Source organism: Acinetobacter sp. ANC 4910 (assembly GCF_004331035.1).
Lineage (GTDB): Bacteria > Pseudomonadota > Gammaproteobacteria > Pseudomonadales > Moraxellaceae > Acinetobacter.
In genome coordinates, this window is record NZ_SJNT01000012.1 from 65,326 (window position 1) to 90,025 (window position 24,700).

Sequence of the window (24,700 nt, forward strand, 5' to 3'; positions counted from 1 at the left end):
AATGGATTTATCAAATCATTATTTCATTCAACTATACGGACCGACATGACATAGTTGCGCTTGGTTTTCACCCAATAGCGACAATAATAGCAGACCATATTCCATTGATTTAAATATCAATTTAATTAAGTTTTCTAGAAAGTATCCGCAACCTTAATTACGGATACTTTCATGAACATAATTAATAAGGAACTTAATAATTAATAGTATAACTCAAGGCAAACGTTCGTCCTTCCGCAGGAATTGCCAGAAGTGAATTGGCATTCGTCACCGTAGCTTGTTGAGCAAATACGGTTTTATATTGCTTACCCCATACGTTATAAACCCCGAAATCGACTCGACCTTTTGCCATCGGGAAGTGCGCCAATACATCCATAGTGGTATAACCCTTGATCTCTGCCGCACTGTTACTATCTGTGATTCCAGCTGCTTTTAACGCCAGATCATCTTTATAAGCTTTGTCTGTCCCTTTAATAGCTAACATCTGAGCCCGTACACCATAACCTTCAGCATTGCTCCATTCTGCAAATAAAGTACCTTTCATTGGTGAAACTGCAAAGGCATTTAACTCGTGCCAATTATCCGCAGCATCTTTGTACTGACCACGTGTATAACCCAGAGTGCCCCCCACTTTATAGTTGTCCATAAATGGATAACTCACAGTGGCTTCTGCACCATAAATGCGTTGGTCGGTATCGACTACATTGACAGATCGGTCAGAGTTAAATTGAACGACTTTATCCGAGGTATTGTAGAACCCTGTTAAACCTAAATTTAAACCTGAATCTTGATTTAAACGCCAACCCAATTCATAGCTATTGACCGTAATTGGCTCAATACCCGAAGTCGTTAAGGTATATGCTGCGACATCACGTAAAACGCGTTGTACATCTGGATAGCTATAGCCTTGAGAGAAGTTGGCATAAAGTTGTTGTGCATCTGTCAACTTGTAAACAGTCCCTAAATTGAACAGGAATTTATCTGAATCAGTCGAATCCGCTGCCATTAAGGTATAAGGCTTACGTGCTGTTAAATAACTGTCGGTATCCGCTTGAACATATTGATAACGTACACCTGCCTGAATATTGAGCCGATCAGTTAAAGCATAATCTCCTTGTAAAAAAGTCCCGATATTCTGAATTTGAGTATCTGGTCCTGAGCCTTGTGTTTCACCCGTTGGGGTATAAACCAAACCTGTGTTGCTAGGCAGATAAAAGTCAGCCCATTGATGATCTTTTTCCCAGTCATAGTCCAAACCATAAGTCAGTTTTAACTCACGATCTGCCACTTTCAAATCGGATTGTAAGGTAGAGCGAATGCCCGCATAGTCCACATTGGACTGGCTTTGTTTAACACTTACGCCATCTTTCGAATAACCATAAGGGACAAATCTAGATTTTTCATTTCGATAGTAGGCTTCTACATTCAGAATCTGCCCTAAAAAATCCTGATTTTGATATTGGGTATTAAAAGCATAGCGTTCTGTGAATGGCTGTTTGTCTAAGCTCCACCCTTTAATCGCTTTTAAAGAAGGTTCAGTTTTTGTCAGTAGATAAGAATAATCAGGACCATATTCGGTATCTTGTTCATCTTTATAATATTGCGCGCCAAAACTTAAACTTTGGCTATCCGTCAAATTAAAATTCAGTCGTCCATTTACATCAATAGTATCGGTATCCATCGTGCTGCCCTGCCACGGGCTTAATGAAATACGATCACCTCGACCATCAAACTGGGAACCGCGGTTGGTATAATCCACCCCTAAAAAGCCATCCACTTTGTCATTCGCAAAAGAAGCGGTCTGCCCAACTTGATAAGCCAGACTGTCACTACGGAAATTATCGGCGGCGGTTACACCCAACTTGGTCTGAAAACTGACAGGTTCAGATTTGTCTGCTCGTTTAGTAATAATGTTAATAATACCGCCCGTTGCGCCAGAACCATAAATACTGGTCGCACCCGAAACGACTTCAATATGATCAATCATATTCGGGCTAATACTGTTCAGTTGACGCGCGACATCACGTGATCCTGTTTGAGATACCCCATCAATCATCACCAATACGTTACGGCCACGCATGGTTTGACCATAGTTACTGCTTGTTCCACTGCTTGGCGCAAGTGAAGGTACCAGTTGCGCTAAAATATCGGCAACTTTACGACCTGTTCCTGCCTGTTGTGCAATTTCATCTGCTGAAATGGTTTGAACTGTCCCCGCAATTTCCGCAATACTTTTTGGTGTTCGTGTTGCCGTCATTACCAGAGTGGGGAGCTTCGCTTCGGCATTTTGTGTTTCAGCCCCTATCGCAACGGAATCATTTGCATAAAGTTGGGTGCAAATTGCTGTTGTAAGCAAGCAAAGACTAAAGTGTGACAAGCGCATTTTTATTTCCAAATAGTAAGTATTAATATTGGTGCAAATAGTAATCATTATTATTACGATTGTAAAAACTTTTATTCCAATTTTTTATTTTTTTATGGATTTTAATGGCTATGTCTAAATTCAGTTGTGGGACTAAGTTTTGTTTAAAATACAAGCTAAACAATGTCTCCCTAATGGAAGACATTTCTAAAATACCCGTTATCTTTTTTATGAACGAGCTAATGCTCCACACCTTTCATAAAATTTATCTCTGAAACAATGATATAAAATGGCTGTTTTTTCTAACATGTGTATCTTTTTCTGGGCTTCAAAAGCAATCTCATGGGCAACATATTCATAAGATTTCACACTCTCATCGGGCTCCCCTACAATTTTCTCTGCTGGAGAATGCTCAAAAACAAAATAACTCATCATGCGCATTACAGCTTTAAAATGCCCTTTTCCCACCACACTTTCTTCGCCCAATAAGATATGCCACCCTAAATCATGCTCTGATGCAGGATAATATAAGGACAACCGATCCCGTTTAGCCTCGTATATTTCTAAATAGCCCACATCCTGCCCTTCAATTTGAATAATATACAAACGTTGATGGTCATCAATTAGCATCTTCTCAAAATAGACAGCCAGCTCCAGTTCAGGTTTGTTCAGTTGCCACTGCGGGATGACATGAGGTGTATGCATCCATTTATAAAGCAATGGAAAATCTTCAGGTAAAACCACTGCGCGCAGCGCATAGGAAATCCCTTTTTCTGCATAAGAAAAATAATGAGGAAGACTTGAGGATAATGTTTGCATAGAAGTCCTTTCTTTTTATCTTAGACCGATATTTAAATGCTGTGATAATACTGTTCAGTTGGATGCTGACTAAAAAACAGCTCTCTTTTTTGTTGTTCCAAAAGTTCCATATGTTGGAATTTTTCTGAATGGAGTGCAGCCACCTCAGGCTTTAAAATGAAAACGCCATCTGCATCAGCCACAATTAAATCGCCTGTTGAAATGATTGAATCAAAATATTGAATATCCTGGTCAAAGTCGACCAGACTTTCTCCTTCTGCTCGGGTGGTTAAACAACTCACCGCTTGAGCAAATACGGGAACTTTCATAGCACGTAAAGCACAAATATCAGTGACTGCACCAAGAACAATGATGGCAGCCAATTCATGGTAAATCGCTGCACGATGACGTTGTTCTCCCCAACAGGCACGGTAACCCAGTTTCCGCGCATCAATCACCAGTACGTCACTCGCTTTGCTTTCTAACAGTGCATTGCGTAGCAGCATGGCATTGATGGAGTTTAAAGTGACCGTTCGCACCCGCCCTACAACATGTTGAACTGAATTAACTGCATGAATTTCAGGTAAATAACCCGTATCTAAAACATGCCCAATGGTTGAGCTGGAAATATTGGCATACTGTGTAAATAAACGATTTAATTGATCTGACATGGACTTTGATCTCTTTCTTGATCCTTTTTAGCTAGAGGGCAACTGCTGCAATATTCACGTTTGGATTCAGGGAGTTGAAAATAAAAACAGCACTTTTTCCTTAGGTAACTTCCACTGTTTAACTTTCGTTTTTGTTCCAACAAAAGAAATGGATTTTGTTTTAAGCCAAAATATTCAGCGGATAAATTTGATAAGAATTGGCGTTGCTGCAAAATTTTTGTCAAAGTCTGTTGAGATGCATCTTGTTTCTGCATCAGATCATAGAACTGTAAAATCCTGAGCGCTGTGTTTTCCCAAAGCAAAAACTTCTGTACTTTGGCAACTTTACTCATGACCTCAAACACTTGACTTAAATCATTAAAAATCCTCAGCATGGTTGCTTTATAGGTTTTCTGTTGTGTCCACCACGTATCCCTTTTTAAAAAAGTGGGTTTAATATTTAAATGACGGTCCCAATACCATGTCGATGTTATTTGCACTGAAAGCGCAGACAATTCCCAAGGTAAACTCACCTGTTCCGTTAATAATGCGTATAAATAAGGGAACAACAGTGGAACTGCCCAATATTTCATAAACATTGAACCTGAACAGGTTAAGTTAACAGCCTGTATCCGTGTTGAAAATTCGGTGAGCACCTTTAAACACTGCTCAGGATCTAATAGATCGGCAAAACTATCTGCATCGTACATATGCAAATTGATTTGAATATTGAGCCTTTCAGCCAAAATATGCTTGGCTTGAGAAAGACCCAATGATTCAAATTCAGGCTCTGAGACAACATTCACGACAGAGATATGGGAACGCACGCTATACAAACCTGTTCAATCATGCTTTTCAGCAGTCTGTAACTTCTTGAATAAATTGCAGGTTTGGCCCATACGACTTGGCATGCTTCCAGTTCGATTATTTTGCTCGAGTAAAGGGCGAATAAGCTGTTTATATGGCCAATGCTCTTTTTCAAATAAAATATGCTGTAAGGCTGAACGGGCTTCATCACTGAATGGCACGGCATTTAGAGCCTCCTGCAACGCTTGAGCCAAAATCTGCCATAACTCGAATGTATTGAGCTGATAATATTCAGCAACTGACTCCAGTATGCTGGCTAAATTAACTTGTATTCCTAAGGTCTGTAGGTACAAAATAAGATCTTCTATCGAATCATGATAAAGCGTGATTCTGAAATCATGTGGGCTTAAATACTGCGGATCTTCCAAACCCTGTTGTTGTAGCCAAGGTAAATAAATGCGTAATGAGTCATGATCACGTAACATAAACCCAGCAAACTGACCCTGTTTGAGTACAATACAAATATTCTGACCATGAATTTCCCCCATTAACCCCAGATGGAAGAGCCTTAAATTCACGTCAAAAAAATCTCGACACAACATCTTGAAAGTCGCAACAATATTTTCTTTGGTCGACTGAAGCTTTTGCGCGTTTAAAATAAACTCAAATGGATATATTTCTCCCGCTAAACATTGTCCTAAACTGGCCATCGGAATAATTTGGTAAGGTTGTTGTAAGAGTTCAGCAGGAATACGGCGCCGTTGTACCGCTAAATGCATGGGCTGCTCATCAAATAAGGTCAAATTATCTGGAGTTAAATTTTCAGGCTGATGGGGTAAATATGCCCACCACTGATTTTCATCACACAACCATAAACGCGTGTTTAAAACCTCATCCAGTTTCTTTGCATCTTGCAACAGCTTTTGGTTTTTTTGCCCATTGATCATTTTCACAATCGGCAAAAAACGCAGTGAACCCAAAGACTTCACGGCCAAAGGCAGCTTTAGACTGTCCTGTGGTTTTGAGGCTGATAATAAGCTTCTTAAGGACGAACTCGCATACATTTCGGTAGATTGAAATTCCAATGGAATCATCACGCCATCTGCCAATTCTTGAGCAAATTTCTCCGACAAAATATGCTTAAATTGCCAAATATGCATCGGTAAAACCAAAAACTCATCACCGATTTCTTTTTGCTTTAATTCCTGCGCTAAGGCTGTATATTGCTCATGATCTAAAAAAATTTTAGCGGGTTGCTGGGTTTCAATCTGCGTTACCGCCTGACCATAGACCAGTTTTTCTTTTTTAACTGCGACCCAACACAAAGGAATAGGCTGAGAAAACTCTGGGCTAAATTGCAGATACTCCTCTGCCGAAAAACCATCTTTTAATTTGGCCAGCGGATGATATGGACGGTCCCTGAGTCCAGCATATTGTTCAAGTTGAATAAACAATTCGGCAGGACAATCTAAACCCCATGTTTCGGTATTAATCTGATGCTGTGCAGTGAGCTGACTTTGCATCATGGTCAGTTGCAGATCATCTCTAAATGTTTCTAACTTTGCAGTTTCACAGTGAGAAAAGTAGCCAAAACGCTGCATCACATCAAAAAAATCTAATGCGCTTAATGCGCGTAATTGATAATTTTGATCTGCTTGAATCCATACTTGGTAAGCAGGCATATGCGGTTGAATAACCCAATCCTGTTGAATTGCCTGCTGTAACGGGAGAACCATAAATTCCGAAAAATCGGCGTGAAATAAAAGTGCGAAAGAGGTTTGATCTAAATACGTCTCGAACAAAGCATTGAAATTCTGCTCAAAACGATCTTTTAACAGTGCCAATGCTTGTGGCTTAGTAAAAATGACATGCTCTGGAATATAACCTTCCACCAAAAAACTATTCACCAAATCCACCAAAATCATTTGGGTCGTTACGGTTGGTGAAAACAACATCGTATTCATTTTTAACCCTCTTGAGCAGTTGGTTTGCGGAACTGATAAAGTGGATTATTCACCAGACGAAGTTGCACCTCGCCATCTCCAAACAAACGTCTTTTGGTTAAAGATTCAATGCAGAACTGTGCTGCAAACACATCAAATTTTTCATATCTATTTTGATGTTCAGGATTTTGTTGTTGGAAATGATGAATGATGTTGGCCGCAATTTGCCAAAATTGTTGTTCAGGAAAATTGATTTTCTGCTGTAATGTCATCGCAATATCGCTTAAAGCAACGAAAAATAGGCAGGCACAACTAAAATCTCGTACAGCATTTAAATCATCGGTCAAAATAAATGACATGCGATTGGCTTTTGCATGTTCTGCGGGTAAGGCATGTAATTGAGGATATTCATGAGGATGAGTTAAATGTTCTGGACTAAAGCGAACACCATCGTGAAAATCTTTCAAAATAATTCGCGTAGGCCAGCCATTTTTATGCACTAAAATAATATTTTGACCATGCGATTCCGAGCCAATACCTTCTGCATGTAATAGAAATAAAATCGGTTGAATCACCACAGAAAGGAATTGTGTAAGCCACGCTTCCGTACCATATTTTTCTAGCCACGGTTGAATAAGCAACTGCCCATCACATTGAACATGACTGACGCCATTGAGTGGAATAGCATCTTCTTCTGGCTTTAAGTAAGCGTGAACACTTTCACGCCACAAACTCCCAATCGTGCCATAGGCTTGTTTGGCGTGTGACGTAGGTAATTTGCTAAAATCAACCGCAGTGGCATGCACTTCTCTTAAAATTGCAAAATCTAAAGACTTTGCCAGTTCACTATTTTCGATTAAACGCTGTAACCAATCCGTAATTAACGGACCATTCATTGCAGCATGTGCCGCTAAAATGCGTGAACTGGAAGTATTGGTTAAACTCATTGCAAGTTTAATATAGGGCTTTTCTGGATGCTGTAAATTGGTCAAAGTTCTTAAGGATTGTTGCGCTATGTACGCATCACTTCCGTGACCTAAATAGACAATTTTTTGTTTCGCAATTTCTTCAAAGAATGTATGAACCAGCGTATTTTCCCATTGCCAAGGATGTACGGGTAGCCAGGTATATTCGCTGGTATTTAAATCCTGAGCGCTCAAAGTTTGATCAAACAGCGCTTGATCTTGCTCAGTTAATTGTTGCTGTAAAAACTGTTCCGCATGAATAGACTTCGAGGCATTTTCTGAAAGCAAGGAATGATGGATGGCTAACCATACCAAGTGGATCGGCTGTGCGTATTCCACACCATATTTCAGGTTGTCCTGTAAGCTAAAACCAACACGTGACTTGTAACAAGGATGATAAGGATGACCATCCATTAAATATGTTTCTAGAACATCATAATTGTACTGTGTCGCAGGAAGTTGAAATTGGTTTTGACAGTGTTGCGATTGCACATCATGAATAAATGTCCGTTTTAATTCATAAATGAAATCTTCCAATTTAGCTGCGTTTGGAATCGCACGGACAATTTCCTCAATCACCTGATTTAATTGTGCCGCTGACTGTTGTCCCGCATGGTCTTGACGAATCACCTCTTGTTCATCCAAACGGACTAAACCAAAGCTCAGATAGTGCTTGCCTGCTGCACGGTACTGAATTTCTTTTTGATTTTGATCGAATGCTTGGATGATAAATACGTCATTTTCAAATTTTGCATCAATCACTTCTTCAAAAATTAAAGCCTGAAGCAATTGTTTGATGACACGTTGTTCTACTTTGTTCATTGCAGTTTGATCGGGTTGTTGCCAAGCTAAAGTTGCGACATAAGAGGCATTGTTTTTGTTCGTTAATGTGGGATGTAAATGACCCATAACCGATTCCTTCATATTAAATTTTAAATGTGTATATGTTGCTGTTTTTGATGTGGAAACTTCCATGCAAAAGGCAGTGCCAAGAGCGTTATGCAGGCGCAGAAGAAAAATAGCTCTTGAATGACGTGCCTTTGTACGATGGCTAATTCAGGACTTTCTAAGAAATTTTGCGTGTGTATTTGCAAATAAAGTGCAGCAATCACAACTGCAATTGCAGCGCAAAGCCTACGCAATAAGTTATTTACCGCCGCACCATGTGTCACAAGTTCTGGATTGGGTAAATGATTCAGTCCTGCTGTGGTCGCAGGCATATAAGACAAGCCAAACCCCAAACCATGCATCACCATGCAGAGCATTAATAAGACGATAGAGTGATTAGTTGCCAACCCTAAGCCGACAAAGGATATTGCGGTCAGTACGATACCGACACTTAACAGCCGTTTTGCCCCATGCTGATCTAGATAGCGACCAGCACGTTTACTACACAAGCTGGTGGTTAAGGCACTACTCATCAGTAACAGCCCTGACCACAGTGGACTTAACTGCAAACTATTTTGAATGAGTAAAGGAATCAAAAATAAGCTCAAAAATAAGCCGATGGTATGCACAACCGATAACATCAAACTGTAATTAAACTCACGACTTTGAAATAAAGACCAAGTAATAATGGCATCTGGCTTTTTTCGGCTAGCCCAAAAAAATCCAAACCCTGCAAAACCACTCAGTCCCAATAACCACCAGAACGTAGGCTGATAGACATCCTGCAATTGTTGAATGAGACTTAAAGCCAACAGCAAGCAAATAATGAAAATTGACAATAATCCAAAACCAAGCCAGTCAAATTTTAAATTCTGAATGGCGGGTTGCCGAGGCAGATAAAACCACCCCATGATTAAAGCAATAATTGCCAATGGTACATTTAATAAAAATAAGGCATGCCAACTGGATACAGCGAGCATCAATGCACCTAACATTGGACCACAGGCTAAGGTCAGCATAATCATTGCTCCCCATAGCCCCGTTGCGGCACCCCTCTGTTCTTTCGGCGTAACTGAAAAAATAATTCCCAATGACAAAGGAATCATCAGCCCACTGGCAAATCCTTGTAAGGCTCGGACTGTTAACACGGTCTCAAATTGCGAAGCGAAGGCCCCGAAAATCGAGCTCAACATAAAAAGACTTAATGCAGCTAAATACACACGATGCTTACCCCAACGCTGACTGAGAAAACCAGTCAGCAGCAAGCTTAGACTCATGGTTAAAAGGAAAATTACCATGACCCAACTTACTGTTGCTTCAGCAATTTGGAAATCTTGCATCAGTTGAGGAATAGCAGGATTAAAACTGCTGTTATTAATACTTACTGTACCTGTACCCAGCATCACTGAAAGCATGACGCAACGTTGCGACAGCAAAGCATCAGAAGTCGCGAGAGAATCTAACTTTGACATTTCAGCCATGCCTATTCCCAGCCCTACTTCATCAAATATTCAGGATAGTGATCCGCAGCTTTTCTTGAAATCTGCGATGACATCACATCCGTACGAGCATGAGTTTTAGATATCGCACTCTTCATAAATGGACGTTCAGATTCTTGGTAGTGAAAATCCTGAAAACTTTGTCGCCCTTCAATATTGAAATAGGACTCACCCAAAATCTGATTGGCAATTTTTGCAGAACGAAAAGCCCCTAATCCGAGGTCAGGTGTACCCACGCCATGATGTCGCAAATCAGTATTCTGAATATAAATTTTGCCTTCACCGTGATAGTTCAGTTGATGATGTTCATTGATCTCCCAATGATGTTGTCCATCTAGGGGAATATCACGACTCAGCTTCGTTAAAAAGTCTAACGAAGGATATTGATAACCCGTTGCCGCAATCACCATGCTGGCTTGAAGGTTTAAAACTTGCTGTTTCTGGGTTTGGAAAAATTTCAGTTGAATATTTCTTTCGTTGATTATTTCTGCATTTTCAAGCTGATGATGTCCTGCAATCGTGACATGTATCTCTGCATCTCCAATGCTACGCTGATATAAGCGCTCATAAATATCACGAATGGTTTTAGCACTAATGCCTTTATATAAATTTGCCTGTGTCACAGGTAAAGTATCTTTGAGTTTTTTAGGCAAGTGATAAAAATAAGACATATAGTCTGGGCTAAAACTTTCCAAACCGAGTGGCGTATTTTCCATCGGGAAAAACCCAGCCGAACGCGTCAGCCAATATAAATGAAATTGTGATTTACCCGTTTCAGGATGTATCTGCTTATCAAATAAATCTATGAATATCTCAGCGGCAGACTGACCTGAACCAATCAGAACTACATTTCCTGATAAATGATCCTTGCACTGATCGATATAATTTGATGAATGTATACACTGCTGTGTCTGCTCAGCCACCCGCTGTAACGGTTGCGGTAACTTAGGTATAGTGCCTGTACCTAAGACCAACTTTTGGGTTTGTTGAACCGACAGACGACCTTTATGCTCAGTAATCACCTGAAAACCACCTGAAATAGGTGCAATATCTGTTACGCGGCTTGCAAACTGTAAATTACGTAATTGTTTGACCACCCACTGACAATAGTGATTGTATTCTTGCCGTGGAATATACATATTTTCCCGAAAATAAAACTTATATAAACGCTGATGTGCTTTTAAATAATTCAGAAAACTATAGGGGCTGGTCGGTTCGACCAAACTGACCAAGTCTGCCATGAAGGGAACTTGCATCATCGCATTCGGCAACTGTATTCCTGCATGCCAGTCAAACTCATGCCGCTTATCCACAAATTGATATTTGAGTGAAGCATGTTGATTGAGCAATGCAGCCAAACTTAAATTAAATGGTCCTAAACCAATACCGATAAAATCAAGCATGTTCAGTCTCCACTACAGTTTGGGCAACATACAATGGGTTTTTTAAATTGACATAAATCGACTGTTGAGAAATATCCGCTTGTAGCTCGTCTAATTCATACAAGCGCGTCATCAAATTGCCCTTATAAGGGAATGTCGTTTGATGTAAAACTGTCTTTAACAATTGGCTTTCAGGATATTTTTGATATGCTTGAGTTAAATAAGATTGTAATTTTTCAATCAGTTGCTGTTCTTGAACTACCCCCGTTATGCCAATTGCATTAATCAAACCAAATAAGGTATTTCCAATAAAGTAATATCGGAAACGCTCATCCACTAAAGCCTGCGGGCAAACTGCCTGACCATCTGTCGCCAAGGTCGGAAAACGTGCCAAAATTTCGTTGGCTAATTCTTGAATATAATAAAAACCTTGATTGTCTCTAAACCAAACATTTTTTGGCATTCCATCTTCAAGTTCAATCAGTGTATTTTGCTGATGGGCTTCAAATGCCATACCAAACTCGTGGTACAACTCCATAAGGGGTAAAATTGTAATTTCTAAAAAGCGCTCGAACCACTGTAAAGCCACATCTGTTTGATTCAATCCAGTTTGCTTTGAAACTTCAGCAAAAATTTGACTAAAACGATTTTTAGATTCAAACGGATGATCTTGGCACAACGAAGCGATACAGGTTACATCATCACTTTGCTTGAACGGATTTTCCCGTAGAATACAGATGGTTTCATCCAGAACTTGACCATTCACTTTTAATGCAATCCAAGCGGGATCACTGATGGTCTGTAATCGTGGATTACGTTGTCTAAAATCTGCAAGACAGTCATCATTCCATAATTGATAGCTCAATAAACCACGATGGCACTCTTTATAAAGATTTACCCGAATCGAATTGGTCACAGCCACAGTCATTGAAGCCTTAAACATCCAAGGTGCTTGCTCACTATATAAAGTTCGCACGGATGTCGTCGCCTTAACATCCCAACCCAAAGCACCAAAATCAATCAATGCTCCCTCATGTAACAACTGCTGATACCAGTCTTTGTCTTTTAAATATCTTGCCTGCCACGGATGCAACGGCAGCAACGCGTAATCAGGATACTGCGCCATTTTTTCATAATGATAACTATTAAAGTATGGTGCTAAATCTTGTTTTAATTGACTTGGAATCGATAAGTTATGTGCATTATCATGGATGACATAATCTGGATGCACATATAAAAAATGCATTTTGAAAGCGGTCTGAGTTTCTGGAGAATAACGCTTCCAATCATCTTGCACGAAACCCTGACGGCTCTTTGGTGAAGGATGCATACTATGTCCAAGAACAAGCGCTTGCTCACTTTGAACAAAGTGTTGCTTCGGCGCAATAACTTCATCCATTTGATCTTTTCGATGAGTTAAAAACTGTTGTAATGCCCGACGGCTTTGAATCCAACACTCCAATAAAGATGAGGTATCCAACTGTTTTTCATTATCTTTTAGGGTTAGATTTTCCAATAAATTAGCGGCCAAATTTACAGCACTAATTTTTAAAATTTGATTGTCTTGCTCAACCCATGGTAAATCAGCCAAACGATGCCGACCCACTTTACTCATATATTCAAGCGGTGCATAAACATATCCAGCAAGGCTATCCAAAGGAATACACACCAAAACCTTGCCTTGACCCTGCTCACGTAAATGTTGTGATTGCTCAGCCACAGGAATCAAATGTCCATTTCCTGTTTCTTGTAGATATGAATTAATTAAATGTTGTAAAGCGATCTTATCCGTAATTGATTTCATCGTTATCACTTCTATCTATTAAGTAAAAATAGTGTGATGCGTACGATATACCGATCAATTTAAAATGTAAATGATAATTACTATTAATTACACTATCATTTAAAACAATGCCTATCCTGTCTCAAATATCGTCAATAAGGTGTGTTTATCAATACAAAATTGATGATGACAATGGAAAATGTTGTGCAATAGTTTAATGCTGTGTTGTGTTTAACAAGACTTGCTAAGCCCATTTCCACTACGATACATATGACTTTCAACATAATAATTTCATGAACCTCTGCCATACATAACAGGTATATAACCACCTTAAGCTGAATGATTCTGTACTTTATATTGTGGGTTTATCTTGTATAAATACTAAATATCTTCTGAGCTTAGTAAGATTATTTTGATCATCAAATTGAACTCATCACCTCAACTGAAGGCACAGATCAACCGTCGCTTTTCAGTTTTAGACTTCACTAGTATCAATAAATTACACAGCCAACTATGCCTAAAGGATGGAGGCATCAATAACGACTAAAAGTTAATTTTTTAGTCGTTCACCTAAATGTTGGAATTATTTTTTAGATTTTTCTTCATCTGAAATAGCTGACTACTGCTTGTCTATCGTATTCATCTCCCTGCTCATGGTGAACTCTAATAAGCAAAAAGGACATTGAATCGATTTCCTATATAAAAGATCTTCTAAAGTAATGACCAACAATTTACCGCATGTGGGATTAGGACACTGCATCGTAGGTTTTGTGGTTCTATTTGAATTTTATAACATGTTCTTCCCTTTAATATTAAATATAAAAGAAAGCAATGGATGTAAAAAGAGAGAGCTAAAGCCACTATTTTAGTCAGTAAATCAAATTCTTATACCTAAATGATTAAATGTAATACGTATTAATCACCTTAATGAGTAGAACTGATATGCAGACAATCTTTTATTATAGAACTACAATGCCATTAGCTCTTTTTTACTTTTGCCAAATACATGCTAGCTTAGAAATTAACTTTAAATGCCAATGAAGCAAAATCTCGGTCATCAACAGTACTAAAATCATTCGAACCAAAAAAGTTCACATAAGCAAGTTCGACATTATATTTTTGCCGATACGTTGCCGAAACTGCCGCAGCCAAACTCATTTGTCCTTCTTGAAAATTTTGGCTAAAACCATTCACATCATGACGAAAAATTAAGCTTGGTGTAATAACAGTTGCGGGGAAAATATCTTTATAATTGAGTGCCCCACGTATCCGATAACCATAGGACCATTCCGTAAAAAAGCCTTCTGTATTACAAAACCGCGCGTTTAAAGAATCAATTTCTGCATTGGATAGATGTGCCGTACCATAAGGTGTGCATTTATGTTCACCCGTTGCAGAATTATAAGCACCAGAGGACAATTCACTTCGACCAAAAGCCCCTACGCGTCCAAAACGGTGATTGCCTATATCCGAGATATGGTTCAAAGCAAGTTCCGCTGCCCAATTCAATGAATTTGCCCCTAAAAGGTTTGCATAACTATCCGCAGTACCGACTGAGAACTGTGTTACAGGTAGACGTACATAGCCCTGTAAATACTGTCCAAGTTCTGGGGTTAGACCCGGTTCAGTCAATGGCGTTTCATTGGATAAGACTTGTGCATACACAATATCCGTGCCATTGAGCTGTAAAGGCTGATTAGGCTTATGGGTTAATTCACTAAATACAGATGTCGTTCCAAACTTGCCTGATAAGCTCAGCCCATACATTTTTATATCTTCGGGATAAATCGAGAAAAACTGAGCTGTGTCAAAATTAGCAGGTCCCAGTGCCGTTACAGCTGTACCATCAAAGTTTGCGTTTCGGCTGTGAAAATTTGCAAAATAGAAGCCCAATTCCGCGTTATTTAGACTCGTTAAAGTTTGCTTGAGTGAAAAGCCGTATTGCCCATTATCTTTTGCATAACGACTATCTGAACGAGGTATCATAGTTTGAGCTTCTAAAGCAGTTTCAGATAATTTGTCGCCCGGCATCACTGTAAGAATAATCGGACCACAATGTTCTGGAACAAAGTCTGAAATTGCAAAAAAAGTCCCACAACCATCCACCACAGTAGGTCTGAATTTAAATTGATAGAAACCATCAAACTTCAGATTCTTATTCACCTCGGCCTGAAATGAAAACATTTCAACCGGAATGACTCTTTCCTTTGAATCTACTCCTGGTCGGGTCATCCCAGCATAATCAAATGCACTCACAGAATTTAAACCATTAAAAAAGAACTGTGATTTCCCCCAATTTAAAGTATGTTTGCCTAAATTTAACTTTAATTTTTCACCATTCTCCGCCTCAAAAGTCGTCCAAATATACGCATCCCAAAGCTCTATTCCTTTAAATTTTGCCAATCTTGGCCATTCCGAATCATCATAGGCTTTTAAATCACCATGACCTGTTTCATACGCATGGTCATACCAGTATTTTGTACTGAGCACCGCACCTGATCGCTTACCTTGAAGCTTAAACTCGGTGTACCCTTTTATAATTTCTGAGATAACATCGTTTTTACTGAAATTCACCCGCCCATCATCACCATTCACATCAATACTAGAACCCGTTTTTCCAATATGATTTGCATCGGGCTTATAAACTAACGCCGCTGATGCATTCTGTGTACTCCAATTGGCACCTAGGCTCAGTGTTGTATTTGTTTCAAATTTCCAATCCTCATTTAGATCAAAACTCGCTGCTGAAACTTCCGAGATGACCAAAGCAAGGCTTAAACAAAGAACCGTTTTTTTCATCAATGAAATATGATGATTTTGTCTGTTTAAAGACACAAATTGACTGACCATATCATCTCCATATCGATATGATTTAATTTAGTTATTTCTACGATTACCCTTCATTGGATGCGTAAAAGGATTTTTGTTTTAGAATTTTTATTGAAGTGACTTAAGCAAAATTTGGCTTAAAACACTGCGAAATGCGTCAGCGAAATATACCGACTGTGAAGTCTGCGTATGATTCGAACATCAAGAGACTGGCTTCATTCGCTATTAAGATGCGACGTGCCCGTGAATCAAATCTAGTCGCTTAATTAAGTCTTCCGCCTGTGACCAAAAACCAAATCCCGAGGCAGGATTAAGATGCCCAACAGCACCTGCAACAACAAGTTCACTTCCCCATGCTTTTGCCATAGCTTCGACAGCATCTAAACTTGCTAAATGATCATTGGTGCTGGCAACCACAATACTCGGGAAAGGCAATTTTTGATTTGGTAAAGGCAGCCATCCTTCTTGTTTAAGAATTTCAGGCCGAGGATAGTTTTCAGGCCAATTGGCGGATATGTCTGGTGGTGTAACCAATAATGCACCTTGAATCAGATGTTGATATTGTTCTACCCAATGTAATGTCATCAGCACACCTGCGCTATGCGCAACTAATATGACTGGTCCACTAATTTTTTCTAATTCAGCTTGAATTCTGCGTACTTGATTTGCACAGTTCAATTTGTCACTTTCTGCTGGTGGCACGTAGCGAACCTTAACTAGACGTGTTTCGAGAAGGGTTTGCCAATGTTCCGCAACATGATCCCGTAAACCCGGAATAATCAGAACTGTCGCTTGTGTGAATATTCTTTCCATCGTTCTACACCCCGAGCTCCTTGCTCTTTCAGGACAATGATTAATTTTTTCTCTTACTCACAATAAATTTTCAGCTCAATGCTCGGTATACATTTAACGACAACGGCTTTTCATTTGACGACAATAGGCTGTGAACGATTTTATAAGTTTCACTCATGTGGTCTAAGCTATGATGCAATGCAAGCGATACCCGATTGGAATTTTGACTATATTGAGTGCTTTGCTAAATCTATTATTTTCGTTATAACTAGAAACTAACCAGGATGGTTAAATACAAAAGGAAAAAGATCGTGGTTCCTCTCGCGCATACAGCTATGCTCAAAAACTACTTAACTGTGAGTCAACAGTTAGACCTCAATCCTTACCATTTATTGTCTAATGTCGGACTTTATCCGACTCAACTCCATGATCCCAAACAGCGTATTTCTGTGGATAAAGCGATTCAACTTTTAGAGCAATCCGCTTCTGAGAGTGGATGTGAAACTTTTGGATTGCATATGGCGGAACAGCGTCAAATTGCTGATTTTGGTGAGCTGAGTTTGTTACTCAACTATCAATTGACGTTACGAGATGCCTTACAAACGATTGTGCAATACCGTAATCTCATTAACAATGCACTGGAAATGTACATTGAAGAAATAGGAAATACTGTCATTATTCGCGTGGAGGTAATCTCTGCCACTCAGGGTTATAGCCGTCAATCTATTGAACTCGCTTTAGGCATTACCCATCGCTTTTGCGTTGCTTTATTGTCACAAAAATGGCGTCCTCTGAGCATACATTTTACGCATGCTGCACCACAGAATCTGGCAATCCATCAACGCATATTTGGCTGTTTACTAGAATTTGGTAGCGAGTTTAATGGTATTGTTTGTACATCTTCCGAATTAGATAAAACCAATCCTCAAGCCAATATTGCAATGGCAGACCATGCCCGACGTTATCTCGACATTGATATCTTGCAACATGAAAACGAGTCTTCAACCGTTTTTGAAATTCGTAAAAGTATCTACCTACTTTTACCTATGGGACGCGCGACCATTGAACAAGTAGCGCAAACACATGATGTCAATGTACGTACACTACAACGAAAATTAGAAGCAGCTCAAACCAGTTTTAGTATTTTAATCAATGATGTACGTCGCACCTTAGTGATTCGTTATTTGAATAATTTAAATTATTCACTTGCTCAGGTTTCAGATATTTTAGGTTATTCAGTACCCAGTTCATTTACCCGTTGGTTCATTAGCCAATTTGGGGTTTCTCCAACCACATGGCGCAATAATAAAGCAATAAATGATTCAACACTTGAGCCTTAAAGCGAGTTCATAATTTGATCCTAGAATGGCACAAAAGTTTTGCAGTACGTTGCTTCGACGTATGCTGCAAAACTTAAATGCATATTCGGACTAAAACAACCAATGCATCAACGTTAATACCAATACTACAAGGAAGATACTTTCACCGACCATCAATAGAATGGGTTTGATGCCAACCGTAGCTAATTCTTTGAACTGGGTTTTCATACCTAAAGCGCAAATAGAGATCACCAAACACCAGCGAGATAATTCATTCATACCACCTTGAACCATTGCAGGAATAAACCCCGTACTATTTATACAGGCAAGCATTAAAAAACCGACTGCAAACCACGGTAATAATGGAGGGCGTTTTCCTGTAGATGCAACACCCTGCATACGGGTAATCATTGCGGCACACACAATAACAGGGAGAAGCATTGCAACCCGCATCAGTTTGACTACTGTTGCTGTATCACCCGTTTCGGTTGACATGCTATAACCTGCACCAACCACTTGAGCAACATCATGAATGGTTGCCCCTAAAAATACGCCCGCTTGCTGTGGAGACAATTCTAACCACTGCACAATCATGGGATAAACAATCATGGCAATGGTAGACAGTGCCGAAACGCCTATTACTGTGAATAACGTGGCTTTTTCTTTTTGCGGATGGTTCGGTAAAGCAACTGATAACGCTAATGCCGCAGAAGCACCACAGATCGCTGTTGCACCGCCCGTTAACATACCAAATAGTTTCTGAAAGCCGATTAACTTCGCCACGATTATCGAGACTGAAATCGTGATGATAATTAACGTGATGACAAGTACAATTGGCTGCCAGCCCAGCGCAGTCATTTGCGCTAAAGTAATCCGCATCCCGAGCAGTGCAATACCAATACGCATGACTGTTCTTGCAGTAAATTCGATACCCGCTTTACACTTACTATCGGTTGCCAAGAAATTTAAGCCCATGCCTAACAGCAAGGCAAATAGCATCACAGGCGCACCATAGTGTTCCGATAAAAAACTGGCAGCGGTTGCCGCAACTAAACTAATTGCAAAACCGGGTGCAAGTTCCACAACACGCTGACGCAAGCCAATTTGTGAACTAAAGTTGATTTGACTCGAACTATTCATAGGTTTCTCCAGCATTGATGCGGATATACATCTGCTCTCCAATCTGTTCTATCGGATAAGATGTGACTCGTAGTTTCGTGGAATTGAGTAAATACCCAGTGGCTAAATCAAAACGCAAACCATGTGCACAGCACTGAATGACTTTTCCCTCTAGCCGACCACCGCATAAGGAAGCACCTTGGTGAGGACAACTGTCATCAATGACATAAAACTGATGTGCAACGTTAAATAGGGCCAATGTTTTATCCCCAACTTGCAAGAAGCAGCGCTCACCTAAAGCAGGGATTTTGGCTCGGGGAACTTCAAACTGAATTGTCATGCCACCTGCCCTCGATCCATAAGCACTTCAAGGATTGCCTGATAAAATGTTTCTGCTGTTTGAGCACCTGCCATTGCGTAGCTCGCATTGAAAATAAAATACGGCACACCTTTACCGCCTGTATCTTTAGAAAGGAATGGAATAGACGCCTCATGTAATGCAGTTGAAATCAACTCATCGGCATAACCACAATAGCTTGCTATTTTTTCTAAAACGGCGGGATCTGCAATATTTTCCGCATTTCTAAAGTATGCTGAGAATAGAGCGTCCAATAATCTTTCGTTCTGCTCAGCACTTCCAAATCTTGCAACATTAATAAAAAATGAGTGCACCTTTTCAGTATTTGGCATTCGCTGTATTCGATCCAAATTCAAATCAATCGATACGGCTTTAGCTGCCTGATGAACTTGAGCCTGTCGCATTTTAATTGCAGCGATACTTCCTAATCTTTTTAAATAAAAAGCCTCAAAAGGTACGCCATTTGTTGGAATATTTGGCAATAGCTGCACCCCTCTCCATTGAAGTTTCACCACAATGTTGGGATGGCTGTATCTTAATTTTTCTATTGCGACCTGTAACTGACGTTTCCCGATCATGCACCACGGGCAAATAAAATCAAAAAAAACTTCAATATTGATTTCACGAGTCATCACTTATCATCCGTATCTAATGCTGGGTTGTGTTGAATATTTATTGATATTGCCTGTGCATTAAAACGGGCAACATCGCGTACATAATGTTGTTTTGCGTAGAAAAATACTGCCGCAGCTGCAATGCTCATCAGCGGCATCAATTGAAACGCACTATGTAGTCCAATCAGGTCTGAAACTTTGCCGACCACCAAAGGTCCCAAAGCTAGACCTAGGAAATTGTTGGCTAAAGTTAATGTCGCAAAAGCGGTACTATGAACAGAGTTATGTGTGAGGTTTGCGACCATAGCGCTCGATGGACCATTGGTGCCAAGTGCAATGAACATCCCAAGACAGATCATGAGTAACTGTGAATTGCCCGCGGGCATAGCAAATGCAATGGATAACAACACACAGCCAATCAAGCAAAATGCAATGGCTAAAGTGACTTTACGAACGGGACGGTCTCGACCTAAGCGGTCACACAACATGCCGCAAAGAATGGTGCCAACCGCACTACTGAGTACGATAAGTGCTGCAATTAACCCAGCTTTGTCAGTGCTCATACCGTAGTAACGGTTGAGATAACTCGGGAACCAAACGATCACCGTACCACCCACAAACAACTGCAAACCACTGCCCATATAAGTCGCAATAACTGAGCGACTGGAATAAATAGAACGTAATGGGTTGGTCGATTTATCGTGTTTTTGTTCTGCGCGAAGTTGACGGCAAGTCTTGCCAATTTTTGTTTCTTTCACAATGACTGGATATAACAAGGCCAAAATCAGCCCAAATACAGCCATGCCTGCAAATGCCCAACGCCAACCGAAATGCTCGGCCATCACACCACCAAGCGCCATACCAAGAAATGAACCAAACACGCCACCCGCCATAAAAGCACTGGCTAAAGTGGCACGCATATCACGAGGAAAAACCGCAACCACGACTGCAATACCGACACTGCCATACGCGGCTTCACCCACGCCGACCATAAAACGTGCCATGAACATTTGTTCATAGCTTTCCGCAACAGCGCAACCTAAAGTGGCCAAACTCCAAAGCACAGCCATAAGCGTTAAGCTTTTCACTTTGCCAAATCGATCTGCCAAGATAGATAAAGGCAACGTCAATAAGCCCACCATTAAAGCCACAATGCCACTGAGTAAACCCAATTGGCTATCGCTCAGCGCCCACTCACTTTTGATTAAAGGAAAGACTGCATTGAGCACTTGGCGTGACATATAGTCAGAGATGAGCAAGCCAAAAGTTAAAGCAAAAACCAACCACGCATACTTACGTGGTACGTCAATCGATGTATCTAAACCATCTGTAGAACTGGCATATTGATGAGCGCCCATACGACCTCCGTGTATTTCTTATATTTTTAATTCTCATTCTGCATAAAAATTGCGCTTGATCCGCAGCACAACCATCTTTGTGACTCAGTCCGAGTCAACATTCCATTTGACTCGGCTTATGTTCGTTTACTTGTTTTAATCGTGACTTGTTAACCGACTTTACGATTCATTTCATATGAATTTTGGTCAGATGCAACTTCATGAATACGTTGCGGAACACCTTTTTGACCCGCTTTACGGTTCGGCGCCATACCATTGGCCAGCAAGGTTTCTTCAATACTGTTGTACTGCACACCAATGCGGTAGATCTCACGCGCTTCTTTGCCAGTCGCCACTTCACGACCAAGCTCATGGGCAATACGAACAGTTTGTTCAATTTGCTGCACTGAACCAAAACGCTGACCACGGTGATCAATAATCGTGTCTTCATTCCCCACACGTGCATGTAAGCCCATCGCCATAGACATGGTGTTAAATGGCAGAACATTTTTCAGTAATGATTCTGAGGTTAAGGTGCAGCCGTCTGGAACACGGTGAATAAAGTTAAAGAAGTTAAATGGATTTGGACCATCAAAACCACCACCAATACCAATCCATGTCAGGTTCAATGGCCCCATGTATAAGCCTTTACGTACCATACGCTCTAAGGTTTCTAAGCCGTGCATACCAGTTAACTGAAAGTGTGGCTGAATGCCATTTTGAGTTAGACGCTTTAAGTGTTCAGTCAACCATGCAGGTCCCGCAGGTACGGTCATTTCTGCATAAGCTTCTTGAATTGCAGGATGCTCTAAAGATGTACCTTTAAGATATTCTGGATACAACAGCTCCATAATATTCATTTGTGTGGTGTTGACTGCAACCGTCACCTGATCAGGTTTCGGAGTCAGTTCTGCCAACATATGACGGGTATCATCACTGAGCCAAAGCGCAGCTTCACCTTCACTTTCAGGCGCAAATGAAATTGAACCACCCACTTGAATAATCATATCAGGCACAGCTTCACGCACCCCTGCGATTAGCTCATTGAACTTAGACAAACGCTTCGAGCCTTTGCCATCCAGTTCACGTACATGCAAGTGCAGTACGGTTGCACCCGCTTCATAGCACTCCACTGCTTTTTGAATTTGCTCGTCCATCGTGACAGGAATGTCTTCTGGAAAATCTTCTGGCATCCACTCTGGGCCATAAGGCGCAACCGTAATCACCACTTTATCCATGTTTTCTGGGTGCAAAGAATCGTCAAAGAATTGCATGTGCATCTTCCTTTATATTGTTCAAATTGTGAGTTTAATTAAATGTTTTAGTTTTCAAACTTAGTACGTCTGGTCGCCAATAATGCCCGCGCGTTCCATTTTGCGGTGGCATGCAGGATAGTCCATCACGGCATAATGCTGTGTGCTACGGTTATCCCAAATGGCAATGCTGTTAGGCTTCCAGCGCCAACGAACTTGATACTCTGGAATAGAAGCTTGTGAAATGAGGTAGCGTAGTAAATCAGCGGCTCCTGGATTGGCATCTTGCCCAAAGCGAACGCGCTCTTTGGTGTGGTAGTTGGTAAAGTGAGTGGTAAATGCATTCACATACAGGATTTTTTCACCTGTTTCTGGATGCGTACGTACCACAGGATGCTCGGCATCTGGGAACTGTGCTTTCAATGCTAAACGCTTTTCAATTGGCATTGCTGCACCAAAACTGGCTTCGATACTATGACGTGCACGTAAACCATCAATTTTAGCTTTGATCTCTTCAGGTAAGTTCTCATAAGCCAAAATCATATTGGTCCACATAGTATCTCCACCGACCTGTGGCGCTTCGACACACCGTAATACGCAACCCATTGGGGGAATTTCACGCCAGCTGGCATCGCTATGCCACGCATTTTCATAACGATCGATCGGGCTGTCTGGGCTTTTATAAATTTGTACTAAGCCCGGATGATCGGGATGACTACCGACAGCTGGATGATCTTCCAATTGCCCAAAACGCTCTGCAAATGCCACATGTTCAGCACGGGTTAAATCTTGATCTCGAAAAAACAACACTCGATGCTTAAGAAGGTTCGAGCGAATTTCACTAAATAAATCTTGATCGTGTATCGCATCTGCCAAATTTATGCCGCTGAGCTCTGCACCAATATTGCAGCTTAATTGTTCAATTTGCATAAGAAATCCTTTCTAATAACAAACTTAAATAACGAAAATAGATGAACCCGTTGTTTTACGTGCCTCTAAATCACGGTGTGCTTGTACGGCATCTTTAAGTTCATAACGCTGATTAATTTCAATTTTGATTCGACCACTTGCAACATGGTCAAACAGCTCGTTGGCCAAAGCTTGCTTTTCAGCAGGATCCGCAATGTAATCTGCCAGCGCTGGACGGGTGATATAAAGCGAGCCTTTCATGGCAAGCAGCACTGGATTGAAATCTGGAATCGGCCCAGATGCCGTGCCCACGCATACCATTAAACCGCGACGCTTTAACGAATCTAATGACGACATAAAGGTGTCTTTACCTACACTGTCAAAGACCACATTGACACCAACGCCATGAGTTAATTCACGCACGCGCTCCGCCACATTTTCATGGCTATAGTTAATGACATGGTCACAACCATAAGCTTTTGCAATCGCTGCTTTTTCGTCAGATGACGTTGTGCCAATCACGGTTAAACCCAGCAACTTCGCCCACTGTGAAACGATTAAACCCACACCACCTGCCGCGGCATGCAATAAAATTGTGTCACCCTTTTTAAAATCATAAATACGACGCATGAGATAAGCAGAGGTTAAACCACGCATGGTCATAGCAGCCGCAGTTTCACATGAGATGCCTTCAGGAAGTTTGATCAGGACATTTGCATCTATTAATCGTGATGTGCTGTAAGCACCCAAGGTATTTAAAAAGCCGGTATAAGTGACACGGTCACCCACTTGAAAGTCGCTAACTCCTTCACCTATAGCCTCAATCACACCAGAAGCCTCCACGCCCATGCCATTTGGCAGTGGAATTTGGTAGGTACCGTCACGGAAATAAGTGTCAGCATAATTGAGCCCGACTGCCACATGACGTAGAAGAACTTGCCCTGCGGCTGGCTTTCCTACTTCTATATCTTCGTAGCGCATTACTTCAGGAACACCCGATCCATAGAATCGTATTGCTTTATTCGACGTCATTTTTCTATCCATGCTATATTTTTATTTAGTGACTAATCACACATCAAAACTACAACACTCA

General features: G+C 40.6%; 19 protein-coding genes. 1 reads left to right on the plus strand and 18 read right to left on the minus strand.

Annotated features, from left to right (window positions below):
* Window positions 1–193: 193 nt before the first annotated feature.
* The 11 genes from E0H82_RS13070 to E0H82_RS13120 all read right to left on the minus strand — a co-directional run bounded on the left by E0H82_RS13070 (window position 194) and on the right by E0H82_RS13120 (window position 16,719).
* Entirely contained in the window at window positions 194–2,383 is a 2,190-nt protein-coding gene (locus E0H82_RS13070; RefSeq protein WP_131265193.1) for a TonB-dependent receptor, read from the minus strand.
* Window positions 2,384–2,590: 207 nt separating this feature from the next.
* Complete coding sequence (locus E0H82_RS13075; RefSeq protein WP_131265194.1) at window positions 2,591–3,181, minus strand: GNAT family N-acetyltransferase; 591 nt, start codon at window positions 3,179–3,181, stop codon at window positions 2,591–2,593.
* A 32-nt stretch (window positions 3,182–3,213) separates the two neighbouring features.
* The gene (locus E0H82_RS13080) at window positions 3,214–3,831 is read right to left on the minus strand and encodes an RraA family protein (protein ID WP_131265195.1); all 618 of its coding nucleotides are present in this window, start codon (window positions 3,829–3,831) and stop codon (window positions 3,214–3,216) included.
* Window positions 3,816–4,637 carry a (2Fe-2S)-binding protein gene (locus E0H82_RS13085; RefSeq protein ID WP_228258663.1) on the minus strand — a complete coding sequence of 274 codons (822 nt, stop codon included), beginning with the start codon at window positions 4,635–4,637 and terminating at the stop codon, window positions 3,816–3,818. Before E0H82_RS13085 ends, E0H82_RS13080 begins: the two co-directional genes overlap by 16 nt.
* Before the next feature lie 15 nt (window positions 4,638–4,652).
* Window positions 4,653–6,581, minus strand: a complete 1,929-nt coding sequence (locus E0H82_RS13090) for an IucA/IucC family protein (protein WP_131265196.1) — start codon at window positions 6,579–6,581, stop codon at window positions 4,653–4,655.
* Window positions 6,582–6,583: 2 nt separating this feature from the next.
* A complete protein-coding gene (locus tag E0H82_RS13095; RefSeq protein WP_131265197.1) occupies window positions 6,584–8,434 on the minus strand; it encodes an IucA/IucC family protein in 1,851 nt (616 codons plus the stop codon).
* Window positions 8,435–8,457: 23 nt separating this feature from the next.
* Complete coding sequence (locus E0H82_RS13100; protein WP_131265198.1) at window positions 8,458–9,894, minus strand: DHA2 family efflux MFS transporter permease subunit; 1,437 nt, start codon at window positions 9,892–9,894, stop codon at window positions 8,458–8,460.
* Between the two features lie 14 nt (window positions 9,895–9,908).
* Window positions 9,909–11,315 carry a lysine N(6)-hydroxylase/L-ornithine N(5)-oxygenase family protein gene (locus E0H82_RS13105; protein WP_131265199.1) on the minus strand — a complete coding sequence of 469 codons (1,407 nt, stop codon included), beginning with the start codon at window positions 11,313–11,315 and terminating at the stop codon, window positions 9,909–9,911.
* On the minus strand, window positions 11,308–13,098 hold the full coding sequence (locus E0H82_RS13110) for an IucA/IucC family protein (protein ID WP_131265200.1): 1,791 nt from the start codon (window positions 13,096–13,098) through the stop codon (window positions 11,308–11,310). The genes E0H82_RS13105 and E0H82_RS13110 overlap by 8 nt, the downstream gene beginning before the upstream one ends.
* A gap of 993 nt (window positions 13,099–14,091) precedes the next feature.
* Window positions 14,092–15,927, minus strand: coding sequence for a DUF1302 domain-containing protein (locus E0H82_RS13115; protein ID WP_131265201.1), 1,836 nt, complete (start codon window positions 15,925–15,927; stop codon window positions 14,092–14,094).
* A gap of 204 nt (window positions 15,928–16,131) precedes the next feature.
* Window positions 16,132–16,719: an RBBP9/YdeN family alpha/beta hydrolase gene (locus E0H82_RS13120; RefSeq protein ID WP_131265202.1), complete on the minus strand. Its 588-nt coding sequence runs from the start codon at window positions 16,717–16,719 to the stop codon at window positions 16,132–16,134.
* Between the two features lie 290 nt (window positions 16,720–17,009).
* On the opposite strand from E0H82_RS13120, the gene E0H82_RS13125 reads away from it, so the two are divergent.
* Window positions 17,010–18,038 (plus strand): AraC family transcriptional regulator, encoded by a 1,029-nt coding sequence (locus tag E0H82_RS13125; RefSeq protein WP_131265203.1) that lies wholly within the window; start codon window positions 17,010–17,012, stop codon window positions 18,036–18,038.
* Window positions 18,039–18,128: 90 nt separating this feature from the next.
* Here E0H82_RS13125 and E0H82_RS13130 read toward each other — a convergent pair whose 3' ends face one another.
* From E0H82_RS13130 to E0H82_RS13160, 7 genes are all read right to left on the minus strand, one after another.
* Window positions 18,129–19,157 carry a YeiH family protein gene (locus E0H82_RS13130; protein WP_131265204.1) on the minus strand — a complete coding sequence of 343 codons (1,029 nt, stop codon included), beginning with the start codon at window positions 19,155–19,157 and terminating at the stop codon, window positions 18,129–18,131.
* Window positions 19,150–19,476 carry a Rieske (2Fe-2S) protein gene (locus E0H82_RS13135; RefSeq protein ID WP_131265205.1) on the minus strand — a complete coding sequence of 109 codons (327 nt, stop codon included), beginning with the start codon at window positions 19,474–19,476 and terminating at the stop codon, window positions 19,150–19,152. The genes E0H82_RS13130 and E0H82_RS13135 overlap by 8 nt, the downstream gene beginning before the upstream one ends.
* The gene (locus tag E0H82_RS13140; protein WP_131265206.1) at window positions 19,473–20,126 is read right to left on the minus strand and encodes a DsbA family oxidoreductase; all 654 of its coding nucleotides are present in this window, start codon (window positions 20,124–20,126) and stop codon (window positions 19,473–19,475) included. The genes E0H82_RS13135 and E0H82_RS13140 overlap by 4 nt, the downstream gene beginning before the upstream one ends.
* Complete coding sequence (locus E0H82_RS13145; RefSeq protein WP_131265207.1) at window positions 20,126–21,466, minus strand: MFS transporter; 1,341 nt, start codon at window positions 21,464–21,466, stop codon at window positions 20,126–20,128. Before E0H82_RS13145 ends, E0H82_RS13140 begins: the two co-directional genes overlap by 1 nt.
* 149 nt (window positions 21,467–21,615) lie before the next feature.
* Window positions 21,616–22,719 (minus strand): 3-keto-5-aminohexanoate cleavage protein, encoded by a 1,104-nt coding sequence (locus tag E0H82_RS13150; RefSeq protein ID WP_131265208.1) that lies wholly within the window; start codon window positions 22,717–22,719, stop codon window positions 21,616–21,618.
* Window positions 22,720–22,779: 60 nt separating this feature from the next.
* Window positions 22,780–23,628, minus strand: a complete 849-nt coding sequence (locus E0H82_RS13155; RefSeq protein WP_087014966.1) for a TauD/TfdA dioxygenase family protein — start codon at window positions 23,626–23,628, stop codon at window positions 22,780–22,782.
* A gap of 24 nt (window positions 23,629–23,652) precedes the next feature.
* Window positions 23,653–24,639 (minus strand): quinone oxidoreductase family protein, encoded by a 987-nt coding sequence (locus E0H82_RS13160; RefSeq protein ID WP_131265209.1) that lies wholly within the window; start codon window positions 24,637–24,639, stop codon window positions 23,653–23,655.
* Window positions 24,640–24,700 lie beyond the last annotated feature (61 nt).

Excerpts from the sequence above, each read along its gene's own strand:
- E0H82_RS13070 (WP_131265193.1), bottom strand. The coding sequence starts at position 2,383 with ATGCGCTTGTCACACTTTAGTCTTTGCTTGCTTACAACAGCAATTTGC.
- E0H82_RS13100 (WP_131265198.1), bottom strand. The coding sequence starts at position 9,894 with ATGGCTGAAATGTCAAAGTTAGATTCTCTCGCGACTTCTGATGCTTTG.
- E0H82_RS13095 (WP_131265197.1), bottom strand. The coding sequence starts at position 8,434 with ATGGGTCATTTACATCCCACATTAACGAACAAAAACAATGCCTCTTAT.
- E0H82_RS13120 (WP_131265202.1), bottom strand. The coding sequence starts at position 16,719 with ATGGAAAGAATATTCACACAAGCGACAGTTCTGATTATTCCGGGTTTA.
- E0H82_RS13075 (WP_131265194.1), bottom strand. The coding sequence starts at position 3,181 with ATGCAAACATTATCCTCAAGTCTTCCTCATTATTTTTCTTATGCAGAA.
- E0H82_RS13130 (WP_131265204.1), bottom strand. The coding sequence starts at position 19,157 with ATGAATAGTTCGAGTCAAATCAACTTTAGTTCACAAATTGGCTTGCGT.
- E0H82_RS13145 (WP_131265207.1), bottom strand. The coding sequence starts at position 21,466 with ATGGGCGCTCATCAATATGCCAGTTCTACAGATGGTTTAGATACATCG.
- E0H82_RS13115 (WP_131265201.1), bottom strand. The coding sequence starts at position 15,927 with ATGGTCAGTCAATTTGTGTCTTTAAACAGACAAAATCATCATATTTCA.
- E0H82_RS13080 (WP_131265195.1), bottom strand. The coding sequence starts at position 3,831 with ATGTCAGATCAATTAAATCGTTTATTTACACAGTATGCCAATATTTCC.
- E0H82_RS13160 (WP_131265209.1), bottom strand. The coding sequence starts at position 24,639 with ATGACGTCGAATAAAGCAATACGATTCTATGGATCGGGTGTTCCTGAA.
- E0H82_RS13105 (WP_131265199.1), bottom strand. The coding sequence starts at position 11,315 with ATGCTTGATTTTATCGGTATTGGTTTAGGACCATTTAATTTAAGTTTG.
- E0H82_RS13140 (WP_131265206.1), bottom strand. The coding sequence starts at position 20,126 with ATGACTCGTGAAATCAATATTGAAGTTTTTTTTGATTTTATTTGCCCG.
- E0H82_RS13150 (WP_131265208.1), bottom strand. The coding sequence starts at position 22,719 with ATGCAATTCTTTGACGATTCTTTGCACCCAGAAAACATGGATAAAGTG.
- E0H82_RS13155 (WP_087014966.1), bottom strand. The coding sequence starts at position 23,628 with ATGCAAATTGAACAATTAAGCTGCAATATTGGTGCAGAGCTCAGCGGC.
- E0H82_RS13135 (WP_131265205.1), bottom strand. The coding sequence starts at position 19,476 with ATGACAATTCAGTTTGAAGTTCCCCGAGCCAAAATCCCTGCTTTAGGT.
- E0H82_RS13090 (WP_131265196.1), bottom strand. The coding sequence starts at position 6,581 with ATGAATACGATGTTGTTTTCACCAACCGTAACGACCCAAATGATTTTG.
- E0H82_RS13110 (WP_131265200.1), bottom strand. The coding sequence starts at position 13,098 with ATGAAATCAATTACGGATAAGATCGCTTTACAACATTTAATTAATTCA.